Origin of the sequence: Mesorhizobium sp. M8A.F.Ca.ET.218.01.1.1 (assembly GCF_004791165.1) — a bacterium.
Lineage (GTDB): Bacteria > Pseudomonadota > Alphaproteobacteria > Rhizobiales > Rhizobiaceae > Mesorhizobium.
Window position 1 is genome coordinate 162,601 of sequence record NZ_SRUZ01000001.1, and the last position, 14,017, is coordinate 176,617.

General features: G+C 63.4%; 15 protein-coding genes. 3 read left to right on the forward strand and 12 right to left on the reverse strand.

Annotated elements, in window-relative coordinates; genetic code table 11:
• The first annotated feature begins 162 nt into the window (after positions 1-162).
• Both EN861_RS00835 and EN861_RS00840 read left to right on the forward strand, forming a co-directional pair.
• Positions 163-549 carry a GFA family protein gene (locus EN861_RS00835; protein ID WP_245511998.1) on the forward strand — a complete coding sequence of 129 codons (387 nt, stop codon included), beginning with the start codon at positions 163-165 and terminating at the stop codon, positions 547-549.
• A 67-nt stretch (positions 550-616) separates the two neighbouring features.
• Positions 617-817, forward strand: a complete 201-nt coding sequence (locus EN861_RS00840) for a KTSC domain-containing protein (RefSeq protein WP_127281024.1) — start codon at positions 617-619, stop codon at positions 815-817.
• An 18-nt stretch (positions 818-835) separates the two neighbouring features.
• Here the strand turns inward: EN861_RS00840 and EN861_RS00845 are convergent, their stop codons facing one another.
• From EN861_RS00845 to cyoA, 8 genes are all read right to left on the reverse strand, one after another.
• On the reverse strand, positions 836-2,098 hold the full coding sequence (locus EN861_RS00845; protein WP_135861861.1) for a DUF763 domain-containing protein: 1,263 nt from the start codon (positions 2,096-2,098) through the stop codon (positions 836-838).
• A gap of 111 nt (positions 2,099-2,209) precedes the next feature.
• Positions 2,210-2,746 carry a response regulator transcription factor gene (locus EN861_RS00850; RefSeq protein ID WP_189343529.1) on the reverse strand — a complete coding sequence of 179 codons (537 nt, stop codon included), beginning with the start codon at positions 2,744-2,746 and terminating at the stop codon, positions 2,210-2,212.
• Entirely contained in the window at positions 2,736-4,088 is a 1,353-nt protein-coding gene (locus EN861_RS00855) for an ATP-binding protein (RefSeq protein WP_127275830.1), read from the reverse strand. The genes EN861_RS00850 and EN861_RS00855 overlap by 11 nt, the downstream gene beginning before the upstream one ends.
• Positions 4,085-4,900 (reverse strand): SURF1 family protein, encoded by an 816-nt coding sequence (locus EN861_RS00860; RefSeq protein WP_135861863.1) that lies wholly within the window; start codon positions 4,898-4,900, stop codon positions 4,085-4,087. The genes EN861_RS00855 and EN861_RS00860 overlap by 4 nt, the downstream gene beginning before the upstream one ends.
• The gene (gene cyoD / locus EN861_RS00865; protein WP_127275832.1) at positions 4,897-5,274 is read right to left on the reverse strand and encodes a cytochrome o ubiquinol oxidase subunit IV; all 378 of its coding nucleotides are present in this window, start codon (positions 5,272-5,274) and stop codon (positions 4,897-4,899) included. The genes EN861_RS00860 and cyoD overlap by 4 nt, the downstream gene beginning before the upstream one ends.
• Positions 5,271-5,897, reverse strand: coding sequence for a cytochrome o ubiquinol oxidase subunit III (cyoC, locus tag EN861_RS00870; protein WP_135861865.1), 627 nt, complete (start codon positions 5,895-5,897; stop codon positions 5,271-5,273). Before cyoC ends, cyoD begins: the two co-directional genes overlap by 4 nt.
• Positions 5,898-5,906: 9 nt before the next feature.
• The gene (gene cyoB / locus EN861_RS00875) at positions 5,907-7,904 is read right to left on the reverse strand and encodes a cytochrome o ubiquinol oxidase subunit I (protein ID WP_135861867.1); all 1,998 of its coding nucleotides are present in this window, start codon (positions 7,902-7,904) and stop codon (positions 5,907-5,909) included.
• Between the two features lie 10 nt (positions 7,905-7,914).
• Entirely contained in the window at positions 7,915-9,096 is a 1,182-nt protein-coding gene (gene cyoA / locus EN861_RS00880; protein ID WP_127275834.1) for a ubiquinol oxidase subunit II, read from the reverse strand.
• Between the two features lie 205 nt (positions 9,097-9,301).
• Between cyoA and EN861_RS00885 the strand changes: the two genes are divergently transcribed.
• Positions 9,302-10,624: an MFS transporter gene (locus tag EN861_RS00885; RefSeq protein ID WP_127275845.1), complete on the forward strand. Its 1,323-nt coding sequence runs from the start codon at positions 9,302-9,304 to the stop codon at positions 10,622-10,624.
• 53 nt (positions 10,625-10,677) lie between these two features.
• On the opposite strand, the gene EN861_RS00890 is transcribed toward EN861_RS00885, so the two are convergent.
• From EN861_RS00890 to EN861_RS00905, 4 genes are all read right to left on the reverse strand, one after another.
• Positions 10,678-11,460, reverse strand: a complete 783-nt coding sequence (locus EN861_RS00890; RefSeq protein WP_127275835.1) for an SDR family oxidoreductase — start codon at positions 11,458-11,460, stop codon at positions 10,678-10,680.
• 70 nt (positions 11,461-11,530) lie between these two features.
• Positions 11,531-11,866 carry a hypothetical protein gene (locus tag EN861_RS00895; protein ID WP_127275836.1) on the reverse strand — a complete coding sequence of 112 codons (336 nt, stop codon included), beginning with the start codon at positions 11,864-11,866 and terminating at the stop codon, positions 11,531-11,533.
• Positions 11,866-12,732: a DUF6772 family protein gene (locus tag EN861_RS00900; protein ID WP_127275846.1), complete on the reverse strand. Its 867-nt coding sequence runs from the start codon at positions 12,730-12,732 to the stop codon at positions 11,866-11,868. Before EN861_RS00900 ends, EN861_RS00895 begins: the two co-directional genes overlap by 1 nt.
• A gap of 58 nt (positions 12,733-12,790) precedes the next feature.
• Positions 12,791-13,930, reverse strand: a complete 1,140-nt coding sequence (locus EN861_RS00905; RefSeq protein WP_245511975.1) for a mandelate racemase/muconate lactonizing enzyme family protein — start codon at positions 13,928-13,930, stop codon at positions 12,791-12,793.
• Positions 13,931-14,017 lie beyond the last annotated feature (87 nt).

A 14,017-nucleotide genomic window follows, 5' to 3' on the forward strand; every position in this document is an offset into this window, starting at 1 on the left:
CCTCGGACACATCTCGAAACCGGCGCAACGGAACACCGGAGCGGCGTGAAAGTTTAGGAGACGGCGGTTCCGTCGGAGGCCGCCGGACTTGTTCCAGCCTTGGAGTGCCGGATGCCGCGCGTTGAAACCGGGGCCTGCTTTTGCGGTGCGATTGCCGCCGCCATGGACGGTGAGCCTTTCTGGATATGCTACGATCACGATGACGATTGCCGACGGGCGATCGGCAGTCCGCTCACCATCTGGGTCGGATATCGGCCGAGTCAGTTCCGCCTTTTGAAGGGAACGCCAAAGGCTTTCTCCAGGACGCCGGGCGTTGTCCGTACTTTCTGTCCCGACTGTGGGAGCTCCATAGGCTATAGCGACGAAGGCCTGCCGGACGAGTTGTATCTGACAATCGGGTTCTTCGACAGACCCGAAGGGCTGCAGCCACATGCCCATGCCTATTGGGACCTGAGGCTGCCTTGGGTCGACTTTGCCGACGAGCTGCCGCACATCGGTCGATATTCGAGGAAGCGCGACGAGAAATTCGGCAATCCACGCGACAGGTAGCACCTTCGGGCGGTACGGAACCGGACCATGCCTGGCGGGTTAATCGGAGGAGCCGTCAGGTGCCACCATGCCGTCGAACGTCATTCGAAGCACGCAATATGATCCCGCGACCAGGACCCTCTCGGTCTGGTTCGTGCCGCACGGCAACCGCTATGACTATGAGGAAGTCTCCCCGGCTACCTATGCGGCGTTCATGAGGGCTTCCTCGAAAGGCCGCTTCTTCAATAAATTCATCAAGGATCGTCACAGCTACCGTCGCGTGGCGTGATACCCCGCCAGCGACCCGTCACGCCTTTTTGTTCTGCCCGGCGGTCACCTCATCCGGCGGCGGTTCCCAACCAAAGACACTGCGGCCGCCAAGCAGATGCGACTGGTCGAATTCGCCGGCGACAATCTCCTTCAGGCTGGGACCGGTGACGTATCGCTCGACCTGCCGCGACTGATCGTCGAGCCGCCTCAATGCGCCGATTTCCTCTTCGCGGCCAAGCCTGGCCTTTTGCACGGCGGACTTCAACACACCGATCGTCTCGTCATAGACCTTGAGCGGAACAGGGAACGGATGCCTGTCCTTGCCGCCATGCGCCAGCGAAAAACGGCCCGGGTCCGAAAACCGGCACGGCGCGCCATGCACCACTTCGGCAACCAGCGCTAATGCGCGCACCGTGCGGGCGCCGACGCCGGGAACCAGGAGAAGCTCGGCGAAATCGGCGGGACCCCGCTCGGCGGCGGCGGCCATGTTGCCGTGAAGGCGATGCATCACGACATCGCTTTCGCGGACATCATGGTGAGCCGGCATGACCAGATGCGGCAGCAATGGCTGCGCCGGAGCCGGCGCGGCACCGGGTTCCAAGGCGGCGAACTCCCGAATGATGCGGTCCGGCCCGAGATCCTGGAGCAGGTCCAGCTGTCCCTGGCGCGAGGCCTCGGCGCGCCGGTCGGTCAGGTTGACGATCTCGCCCTGGTTGGCGCCTTCAATGGCGGCATGCGGCTGGTCGACGAAACTCTTCAAACCCTCGGACAGCCAATGATAGCGGCGCGCCACCTTGCTGTCGCCGTTCATGCCTTGCTGCACCACCACCCAGTCGCCGTCGTCGGTGACGATGAAGCCATGCAAATAGAGGTCGAAACCGTCCTGGACGGCGGCGCTGTCCACCTTGGCGACCAGCCGGCTGGCGGTTGCCAGGCGCGCGCCGTCGAAGCCGATACGCTCGCCGATGGCGGCTAATTCATGCGGGGTTTTGCGCGAATGCGCGCCACGGCCGCCGCAGACATGAATGCCAAGCTCGCCCGACAGCGGCGTGAGACCGCGTTTCAAGGCGCCGACGACGCTGGTCGTGATGCCGGACGAGTGCCAGTCCATGCCCATGACGGCGCCGAAGGACTGGAACCAGAACGGATGCGCCAGCCGCCGCAGCAATTCATTGCGGCCATAGTGATGGATGATCGCCTCGGACATGACGGCGCCGAGACGCGTCATGCGATCGCCCAGCCATTTCGGCACACGTCCGCCGTGAAGGGGAAGATCAGCACTGCCCGATCGTTGCGCCACGTCCTTGCCTGCTCCGGTGCCCGCGAATCTCAGACAAATAGGTATCCCGGAGCGCACACGGAAGCACTGAATGGTCGCACCCGGCCCGATCGCGAACGCAAATGCGCTCTGCTATCTCACCACGCGCTTCTCGAGCTTGCGGGCCAGAGTGCGGCGATGCAGGCCAAGCCGGCGCGCGGTTTCGGAGATGTTGAAGCCGGTTTCGACCAGCGTTTCGTGGATGCGCTCCCATTCCAGATTCTTGATCGAGGTGGGCCGGGAGGAGAGCGGTACGGAAACATCGCCCTCGGCCCGGCCGAAGGCGGCTTCGATGTCATCGGTGTTGGCGGGTTTCGCCAGGTAATGGCTCGCGCCGAGCTTGATCGCCTCGACAGCCGTGGCGATGCTGGCAAACCCCGTCAGCACGACAATCCTGATCGAAGCATCGCGGGCGCTGAGCAGCTTGACGCACTCCAGTCCGGAGCCGCCGGCTCCAAGCTTGAGGTCGACGACAGCGTAAGCCGGAACAGTTGTTTCGAGGGCGCTAAGCAATGCTTCCCGGTCGTGGCAGACGACGACGTCGTAATCGCGCTTTTCGAAGGAGCGCTTCAGCGTTTTGGCGAAGGTGGCGTCGTCCTCTACGATAAACAGGGATCGATCAGGCCTCACGATCATCTCCATCGGTCAGCGCCGGAAGTGGCAGCGAAAGAGTAACACAGGCGCCCTGTTCCATGTTGCGCGCCGAAAAATCGCCTCCCAGTTTCCGGACCACGTTCATGACGAGGAACAGGCCAAGACCGCCGCCCGGCCGTCCCTTGCTCGACATATAGGGTTGGCCAAGTGCTGCCAGAATACCCTCGTTGAAACCCGGCCCGCGATCGCGCACGGAAATCACCAGCTTGTCGCCCTGCCGCTCGGCGGTGACGCCGACCCAATCCTGCGATGCTTCCTGGGCATTGTCGAACACGTTGAAGATGACCTGCTTCAGCGCCGTGTCGGATACGATCTGCTCGTCCGGGTCGAAATCGTTCTTGTATTCCAGCTTGAATGGCTGGCGACTGATGCGCCATTCCTCGACCAGATCGTCGAGGAAACCGCGAATGGTCGTGCGTATCGTTCCCTCGCCCCTCGCCTGGCCGGAAGACATCAGGATCCCGGACACGATGCGCTTGCAGCGCTCGATCTGGGCCTGCATCTCGGCCATGTCGGCGGCCATTTCGCGGTTGCGCGTGAGCGTGCGCATCTGGCGCCAGTCGGACAGGATGACGGATATCGTGGCAAGCGGCGTGCCGAGTTCGTGCGCGGCGCCGGAGGCCAGCAGGCCCATGCGCACGATGTGGTCCTCCTCGGCCGAGCGCTGGCGCAGATCGGCGAGATAGGCGTCGCGCTCGCGCAGATTGCGGTTGATGCGCGTCATGAAGATCACGATCAGTCCGGCCGCCAGCACGAAGCAGATGAACATGCCCCTTATATGCAGGGACAGGAGATCGCTGCCGCCATGATGCGGGATCGCGATCGGCTGGAAGAGGAAGATGAGGAAGACGAAGCAGGCCGACGCAGCCGCCACGAGGATCCAGGTAAACCTTGGCGTCAGCAGTGCCGCGCCAAGCGTGATCTGCAGGAGATAGAGCGATACGAACGGATTGGACGCACCGCCGCTCAGGTAAAGCTGCGTCGTCAGTGCCGCCATGTCGAAGATGAGCGCAACGAAGAGCTGGGTGTTGCTGATAGGCCTGATACCGCGCAGGACCAGCAGGCTGAAGATGTTGAGGCCCAACAGGAAAAGCACCACGCCGGCCATCTCCGCCAGCGGCAATGGGATATCGAACCAGTATTCCGTCGCCAGAATGGTGAGCACCTGACCCGCCACCGCCAGCCAACGCAGTTGGATGAGCAGGAACAGGTTCTTCCTGTTCGTTGCATCAGGGTGCGATACTGCCCCGTTCTTGCCGGCTAGGGATGCCGCCACCAGGGATTTGTCATGATGAAGCGCTTGCGTGGGGACGCTCATCTCGCGGGTCCTCGCCGTCGGCCGTGGCCGATCATCGGCCTGGCCAGGGCAATGGCGAGCATCGCAGCGAGCGCGAACCAGGTCAAAGCATATGCCAGGTGGCTGTTGCGGAAGGTCACGACGGTCAAGCCGCCGCGCGGCCAGCCCTCCATGCGTGACGCTTCCGCATCGACGAAATAGGGAGCGACATTGCTCGTCAAGCCGTGCGCGGTTGCTATGGCGGCGACGTCTCGCGAATACCAGCGATTGCCCGTGGTGTCGTTCTTGCGCAGGAAGCCGCCGCCGGGTTCGCTCATGCGCAACAGGCCGTCGATGACGGCCGGCGCCGTTGGGCCGCCTCTCTCCCGTTCGAACTCAGTCTTGCGCTCCAGGGGAATGAAGCCGCGGTTGACCAGCACGACGAAGCCACGGTCGGTCCGCATCGGCGTCAGCACCCAATAGCCGCCGCCAAGCTCGGTCACCGCCTGCACAAGCGTGTTGGCGCCGCCCTGGTAGCGTCCCGCCAATCGCACATGGCTGTATTCGTAACCGGCCGCGGTGATGCCGTTCCAGCTCTCCGGGCCAGGCGCATCGACAACCGGGGCATGAATGCGTTGGTCGACACGAGCGATCAGGTCGAGCTTCCAGACCCGCCTTTCCAGTTGCCATATGCCGAGCCCGGCAAACACCAGCACGCCGAGGAGCCCGAGCAGTACAAGGACAAGGCGCGACACGGACGACCTGCCGCCGCGCTCTTGCAGGACGGGACGCGGGCCGATGCCTGTTTGTCCGATCGCCTCGATGGTGGTCCTCCCAGAGCCCGCCGGGCTCATGGCATCTCGCGCATGTCGTGCAGCCCGGGCATCATGTTGGCGTTGAGATGGTACATCACCCAGAGCGAACCGGTCAGCACGATGACAACCAGGATCAGCGTGAAGATCAGCGCCAGCATCGACCATCCGCCTTCCGAGGCGGTGTTCATATGCAGGAAGAAGACCATGTGGACCACGATCTGCACGACCGCGAAGGCCATGATGACGATGGCCGTGGCCTGCTTGTCATCGATGACGCCGCTCATGACCAGCCAGAATGGAATGGCGGTCAGGATCACCGACAGGATGAAGCCGATCAGATAGCCCCGGAGCGATCCGTGTGCTGCCCCACCATGGGCGTGGCCGTGCCCCTCGGCATGATCGTGAGCGCTCATCGCAACATCCCCATCAGATAGACGAAGGTAAAGACGCCGATCCAGACGACGTCGAGGAAGTGCCAGAACATGCTGAGGCACATCAGCCGGCGGCGGTTGGCCTCGATGAGACCGTATCTCGCGACCTGGATCATCAGCGTCACCATCCAGACGATACCGAAGGTCACGTGCAGGCCGTGCGTGCCGACGAGCGTGAAGAAGGACGACAGGAAAGCGCTGCGCTGCGGCGTGGCGCCTTCATGGATCATGTGCGCGAATTCGTAGAGTTCGATCGACAGGAAGGCCAGGCCGAACAGCATGGTCACGGCAAGCCAGGCTTGTGTCGCCGCGACGCGCCCCTTGTCCATGGTCAGCATGGCGAAGCCATAGGTGATCGAGGAGAAGAGCAGCATGGCGGTGTTGACCGCCACCAGATCGAGGTCGAACAGGTCCTTGGGCGCGGGCCCGGCCGCATAGTTGCCGCCAAGCACGCCATAGGCGGCGAACAACATCGCGAAGATCAGACAGTCGCTCATCAGGTAAAGCCAGAAGCCGAGCATGGTTGAGCCGCCTTCGGCGTGCGCATGCTCTTCTTCCAGGTGGAAGACCGGTTCGGTGTCGGCCGTGATTGCCGTCGATGTCATGCTCAAACCCTAACCCTGAGCGGCGAGGAGCGTGGTCCTCGTCTTCTCCGTCTGCGAGACTTCGGCCGCCGGAATGTGGAAGTCGCGGTGATAATTGAAGGTATGGCCGATCGCCGTGGCGATGAGGCAGACGAAGCTCAGCGCCGCCAGCCACCAGATGTACCAGATCAGGCCGAAGCCGAGCGCGACGCTGAAGGCGGCTAGGATGATGCCGGTCCCGGTGTTGCTGGGCATGTGGATCGGTTTGAAGCCGGCGAGCGGCCTGATGTAGCTGGCCTGCTTCATTTCCCACCAGGCATCGTTGTCGCGAATAACCGGCGTGAAGGCGAAATTGTAGGCGGGCGGCGGTGAGGAGGTCGACCATTCGAGCGTGCGGCCGTCCCAGGGATCGCCGGTCGGATCGGCAAGCGCCTCACGCCTGCGGATGGAGACGAAGATCTGGATCAGGAAGGCGGCGATGCCGCAGGCGATCAGCACCGCGCCGAAGGCGGCGATGACGAACCATATCTGCAGCGAGGGATCATCGAACACACGCATGCGGCGCGTCACGCCCATCAGGCCGAGGATGTAGAGCGGCATGAAGGCGAACCAGAAGCCGACCACCCAGCACCAGAACGAGACCTTGCCCCAGAACGGATCGAGCTTGAATCCGAAGGCCTTGGGCCACCAGTAGGCAATGCCGGCGAACAGGCCGAACAGCACGCCGCCGATGATGACATTGTGGAAGTGGGCGATCAGGAACAGGCTGTTGTGCAGCACGAAGTCCGCCGGCGGCACGGCAAGCAGCACGCCGGTCATGCCGCCGACAACGAAGGTGAGCATGAAGGCCAGCGTCCACATCATCGGCAGTTCGAAGCGGATGCGGCCGCGATACATGGTGAACAGCCAGTTGAATATCTTCGCCCCGGTCGGGATCGAGATGATCATCGTGGTGATGCCGAAGAAGGAATTGACGCTGGCGCCGGAGCCCATGGTGAAGAAGTGGTGCAGCCAAACAAGATACGACAGGATGGTGATGACCACCGTGGCGTAGACCATCGAGGTGTAGCCGAACAGGCGCTTGCCGGAGAAGGTCGAGGTGACCTCGGAAAAGACGCCGAACAGCGGCAGGATGAGGATGTAGACTTCCGGGTGACCCCATATCCAGATGAGGTTCACATACATCATCGGGTTACCGCCGAAGTCGTTGGTGAAGAAGTTGGTGCCGACATAGCGATCGAGCGCGAGCAGCGAGAGCACCGCCGTCAGCACCGGGAAGGAGGCGACGATCAGCACGTTGGTGCAGAGCGACGTCCAGGTGAAGACGGGCATGCGCATCATCGTCATGCCGGGCGCGCGCATCTTGATGATCGTGCAGATCAGGTTGATGCCCGACAGCGTCGTGCCGACACCCGCCACCTGCAGCGCCCAGATATAGTAGTCGACACCGACGTCGGGACTGTAGCCGATGCCGGAGAGCGGCGGATAGGCAAGCCAGCCGGTGCGGGCGAATTCGCCGACGAACAGCGAGGCCATGACGAGGATGGCGCCGCCGACCGTCATCCAGAACGAGAAACTGTTGAGGAATGGGAAGGACACGTCGCGCGCCCCGATCTGCAGCGGCACGACGAAGTTCATCAGCCCGGTGACGAAGGGCATCGCCACGAAGAAGATCATGATGACGCCGTGGGCGGTGAAGATCTGGTCGTAGTGATGTGAGTTCAGGTAGCCCTCGGAGCCGTTGAAGGCGATGGCCTGCTGGAGCCGCATCATGATGGCGTCCGAGAAGCCGCGCAAAAGCATGACGAGGCCGAGCACCATGTACATGATGCCGATCTTCTTGTGGTCGACGCTGGTGAACCATTCGCGCCACAGATAGGTCCAGAGCTTGAAATAGGTGATCGCGCCGAGAAGCGCGATGCCGCCGAGCGCCACAGCGACGAAGGTGGCGACGACGATGGGTTCGTGCAGCGGCAGCGACTCCAAGGTGAGGCGGCCGAAAATGAATTTGGTCAGCGTATCGGGCATCGGCTGTCTCTCACAATTCACGCCGCAGCAGGCCGAGAGGCGGCGTATCCGCCTCGGCGCTGCGGCTGTCTGTTCCTGGCCGGAGCAGCCCCGCCCCGCGAAGCGGCGACAGGTTCTTCGCCGGCCAATAGCTCGGCCAGGCATCGCGCGACGCGCGTGAGACGGCAGCCGCCTCTTCCGCCGTGCAGATGCTGGCGACATAGGAGGGGTCGTTTCCGAACACCGCGCCACGCCGCGCGAGCTTGTCGTATTGCAGCGGCAAGGTGTTGCGCACACCGGCAAGACCGAGACCACCCTTGGCGTCGATCGACATCATCTCGTTCATGCACATCTTACCGCGCTCGACGCACAGATTGAGGATGGCGCCATAGAGGTTGGGATCGACGGAGGCGTAGTGCCGGACCGGTTCGTTCTCGCTCGGCTTTTCGAGTTCGAGATAGCTGTCGCGGTTGAGCGCCGCCGACGCGGTCCTGGCCTGTGCCACCCACTGGTCGAAGGCCTGGTCGGACAGGCCGTGGAAGGCGAAACGCATGCCCGAAAAGCCGGCGCCGCTGTAGTTGGCGGAGAAACCGCTATAGGTGCCCGGCCGGTTGATGACGGCGTGCAGCTTCGTCTCCATCGCCGGCATCGCGTAGATCTGTCCGGCAAGGGCTGGGATGTAGAAGGAATTCATCACCGCCGACGAGGTGATGCGGAAATCGATCGGCTGGTTGACCGGCGCCGCCAGCTCATTGACGGAGGCGATGCCGTAATCGGGATAGATGAAGAGCCATTTCCAGTCGAGCGCCACGACCTCGACCCTGAGGGGCTTGTGAAGCTGAGTGACGGGCTGGCCGGGTTCGATCCGGTCGATGCGGCGGTATGGGTCGAGCAGGTGGGTGCCGAGCCAGGTCAGCGCACCAAGGCATATGATGATGAGGAGCGGTGCCGCCCAGATCACCAGTTCCAGTTTCGTCGAATGGTCCCAGTCCGGCGCATAGGTCGCCGAGGCGTTGGATTGCCGGTAGCGCCAGGCGAAAAAGACCGTCAGCGCCATAACCGGCACGATGATGATCAGCATCAGCAGGGTCGAGACCACCAGCAGGTCGCGCTGCTGGGCCGCGACATCGCCCGCCGGCGCGAGCACGACCATGTCGCAGCCGCTCAACAGCCCGGCCAGGGAAAGCAGAAGCAAGGCTCCAAATCGTTTCATCAGACACTGCCCTCGATGGATCGCCGCAGCGCGTTGCGATGTTGCAGTGCGGTATCGACAGAGGGCTACTGCCGGCGACGGCACGGTGACATTGGACAATTTGTCCAATGCCCAGCCGGGCCGGGTCTGGCGCAGTGTGCATTGCACAATGGGATTGCTACAAATGCGTCCCGGGTATTTCATCCACGCGGTGGCGACGGACAAGATGGCTCAGACTTCGACTGCCGAAACAAACAGCGAGTTGATCGGCTCGCATCATGGCCAGGTCAGCGCGGGCGATATCGCGGTCGGCGTGATCGTGGGCAGGACGTCGGAATTCTTCGACTTCTTCGTCTATGCGATCGCGTCCGTCATCGTGTTCCCCAAGCTGGTGTTTCCGACGCATGATCCGCTCGTCGGAACGCTCTACTCCTTCGCCATCTTCGCGCTGGCCTTCATCGCCCGTCCCTTCGGCTCCGTCCTGTTCATGGCGGTCGATCGCGCCTACGGTCGCGGTGCGAAATTGACGATCGCGCTGTTCCTGCTCGGCACCTCGACCGTCGCCATCGCGTTCCTTCCCGCCTATGGCGATATCGGCGCGCTCGCGATCTGGCTTTTGGCACTGGCCCGCATCGGGCAGGGCGTGGCGCTCGGCGGGACGTGGGACGGCCTGCCCTCGCTGCTGGCGCTGAACGCGCCACGGAACCGGCGCGGCTTCTATGCCATGATCCCGCAACTGGGGGCTCCGATCGGCCTCATCGTGGCCAGCGCTCTCTTCGCCTTCTTCGTCGCCAACCTGTCGGCCGACGACTTTCTTGCCTGGGGTTGGCGCTATCCCTTCTTCGTCGCGTTCGCCATCAATGTCGTGGCCCTGTTCGCCAGGCTGCGCATTGTGGTGACGCCCGAATTCTCGAAACTGTACGAGAGCGGCGACCTCCAGCCGACGCGCATAAGGGACACGATCAGGGCCGAGGGCCGCAATGTCGTTATCGGCGCCTTCGCGCCGCTGGCGAGTTTCGCCCTGTTCCACATGGTGACGGTGTTTCCGCTCTCCTGGGTGTTCCTGTTCACCAATGAGGGGCCGGCGCGCTTCCTGGCGATCGAGGCGGTGAGCGCGCTGTTCGGCATCGCCGCCATCGTCGCGTCAGGCCCGCTCGCCGATCGTGTCGGACGCCGCGCGCTGCTCGGCGGTTCGGCGATCGCCATCGCGACGTTCAGCGGCTTTGCCCCGCAGCTGCTGGATGGCGGCACCGTTGGCGAGGCCCTGTTCATGGTGCTGGGCTTCATCCTGCTGGGGCTGAGCTTCGGGCAATCGTCGGGTGTCGTCGCATCGAGCTTTTCGCGACAGCATCGCTATACCGGTTCGGCGATAACCTCGGATCTCGCCTGGATGTTCGGCGCCGGCTTCGCGCCACTCGCGGCATTGCTTTTGGCCGGCAATTTCGGCCTCATCGCCGCGGGCGCCTACCTGCTTTCGGGCGCGGCCTGCACCTTGCTTGCCTTGTGGATCGATGGACGGCGTTCGGCCGCGGACCGTCCGACCGACTGAACGCTCTATGGCGGCGAGGGTCAGCGAGCGTCGCAGGGCGGCTGCCCCGCCGGTCAGCGGAACATCGAACCGCCATCGACGTCGAGCGCCGCGCCATAGACGAAGCTCGCGGCGTCGGAGCACAGGAACAGGATCGCGGCGGCCATGTCGTCGGGCCGGCCCATGCGGCGTATGGGCAGATTGGCTGCGATGCGGTCCTTGAGGGCCGGGTCGATGTGGGAATGCATCGGCGAATCGGTCGGCCCCGGATTGAGGGCGTTGATGCGCACCGCCTTTCCCGCCAGTTCGCGCGCGACCGACTTCACCAGCGACAGCGTGCCGGCCTTCGAGGCCGCATAGGCCGTGTCGGCGATAAGGCCGCCACCGCCATGCACGCCGGCGTCCGATGCCACGCAGACGATGTTTCCCCCGCCGCTGCCCTGCATGCGCTGCACCGCGCCTTGGACCGTGAAGAAGGTGCCCAGCAAGTTGACGCCCAGCACGCGCTGCCAGTGCGCCCAATCCTGGTCGGGGATTCGCTTGGCGGTGATAATCGCGGCACAGGTGACGACATTGTCGAGCCGCGCCAGCCTGGCATCGCAATAGTCGAACATGCGCCCGATGCTGTCGGGATCACCCATGTCGGCCACCACCTTGTGCGGCGTCCCGGCCATCCCGCCCAGCTCTTCATGGCGCCTTGCAAGGCCGTCCGCATCACGGTCGCACATCACGACCTCGGCCCCCTTGGAGAGGAATGCACGGGCGGTTTCGAAACCCATGCCGCTTGCGGCACCGGTCACCAGCACAGTCTTGCCGGCAAAGCTGTCCGGGGCAAATGTGGCGTATGCGTCGATCATGATTTCTCCATGAGATCGAAAGAGGGATGGCCAGCCGTAGGCGAGGCCTGTGACGTTGGCGCGAGCCGGTTCAGGCCTTCAGGTGCAGCGTCACCAGCACTGTACATTCGGCGCCGCTGTCGAACCTTGCCGCGACGCGCAGCCAGTTGCCGAAATGGGCTAGCCGCGCCATCGCCACGGCGTCGCGCTCCTTTGGCATCGGAAACTCGGTGCCCTCGCGCAGCCAGTGCATGCCGTCCGGCGAGACCTCGACCCATGCCGTGGCGATGGGGCCGACGGGTTGCTTGAGCGCCCGCACGAAGAAGATCGCCTCGCGCGCCCATCCCGCCTCGTAGGGCTCGCTGGCGGCTTCGCCACGCCAGCGTTCGTTGCGGGAGACGACCGCGGTGATGTTCTCGGGCAGCATCAGAAATCTCCCGAGATGCAGATGGAATCGACGTAGAGGAAGGCTCGTTTGGCGACGTCGGTTTCGGCGAAAAGGCCGAAGTTGAGCATGCACCACAGGTTCTTCATCGCCGGGATGCGGATCGAATCGAAGCCCGAGAGATCAAAGCTGCGATCGTTGCACCTGAGCCCGAGCGCCGTCATCGTCGCCAGATCGAAATCGAAGCACAAATACGTCCAGTTCACCTTGGTGGGGATTTCGTTGTAGCACAGACGCTGCGATCCGCCGGGAAGATCGACCCAGCCCTCCGGCGACAGATGGTAGTGGCTGATCGTCTTGTTGTCGGTGCCGATCGGGGTGATCCTTTCGGTCTCGCGCTTGTACTGCCATTTCTGCAGATGCTGGCCGTCGAGCGCGTTCAAGAAGCGCAGATGCGGCATGACGCGATCGTTGTTGCCGTCCTGGTCCCCGCCCTGCAGATCGAAGAGGAGGCCGACGGAGCGCACGTCGGTTTCGGACAGCTTCAGCGTGTTGGCCTCCGGCTTGAAGGTAAAATAAATTTCGAAACGGATCGGCCCGCGTTTGCGGAATGTGTGGCGTTTGATGGCGACGTTGCGGGCGCCCGCCACCGGTCGCGTCGCGATCTTGAGGGCATAGGACGAATCCATCCCGCCATGCGAGCCCGCGTCCCAGTGGGCGAGCGTCGACAGCATCGCGCTGGTGTGCTGCGCGTAGCCCGGCAGCATGGTGTCGAGATCGTCCTCGTAGTTGCCGACAAGCTGCGACCAGCCGCAATGACCGCGCGCGAAATTGTCGAACGACAATATCCGCGGCAGCGGATCGAAACGGCTGAGCGCGGGGTCCGCGCGCAGCAGCGCCAAGCGCATCGCCTCGGTCAGGTCGCCGGTCTGGTCTGGAGTCTGGTTCTTCATCTGGTCTTCGGCCTCATTCGGCTTTCAGTTTCTTGACGGCTTTCCAATCGATTTCGATGCCGAGCCCGGGTTTTTGCGGGACATCGAGCGTGCCGTTCTTCTGCCTGACGCAGCCGGGCGCGAGATCGGCCAGATGCGTCTTGAACGGGCTGACATCACACTCGCATTCCATCACGCCGAAGTTCGGCATAGCGGCTGCCAGGTGGACGCTTGCGGTCTCGCAGACGATGCCGGACATGCCGATATGCGGAGCGTAGCGGACGTCATGCGCGGCGGCGTATTCGGCCATGCGGCGCGTCTCGGAGATGCCGCCGGCGCGCGCCACGTCCGGCTGCAGCACCGATAGCGTGCGGTTGGCGATCAGGCGTTGCGCCTGGTCGAGGGTGAAATTGCTCTCGCCCCCGGCCAGCGGTACGTCGCAGCGCCGACGCAATTCCTCATAGCCCTGCTCGTTCTCCGGCTGCAGCGGCTCCTCGAACCAGAAATAGCCATTTGCCGAAAGCGCGCAGCCGACCTCTACGGCCTCGTCCAGATTGTAGGCCCAGTTCGCATCGACACAGAGCCCGATCGCGTCTCCGGCCCGCTTGCGGATGCGCTCGATGCGCTTGCAGGCGTCCCGCACAGGGCGTGCCATCTTGACCTTGATGCATGTAAAACCCTCGGCGACGTAGCGGTCGAGTTCAGCGTCGGCGGCTTTGTCGTCGACCCAGTTGACGGCCGCCGCGTAGACGTCGATGCGATCACGTCCGACGCCGCCAAGAAGTTTGGCGATCGGCTGTCCGGTTGCCTTGCCCAGTATATCCCATAGCGCGATATCGACGCCGGCGATGGCCTCGATCAGCATACCGCCTGCCCTGCCCGACAAAGCGCGGCGCATCGACTGCCACAAGGCGCCGATGTTGCGAGCGTCCTGGCCGAGCAGGCGCGGCCTGAGTGAACTTTCGATCAACTCGACATAGGCCTTGGGTGAAAATCGCGCCAGGGTTTCGCCGACCCCGCCAATGCCGTCGGTGGTGCGCACTTCGACCAGAACCAGCGACACCTTTTCGTAGACGCCCCATGACGTGACCGTCGGCCTGGGCAGCGTCTGACTGAGGGGATGGGCTATCACCTCGGCAATCTTCAGCGGCCCGGCCACGGTTGGATCGCTCATGCGCATCGATACCAGACTTCCCTCGTCCCTGCGGATGGCTCGTCATAACGCTCACTTATAAACTTAGCAACCAGAAAACTTAGTTGC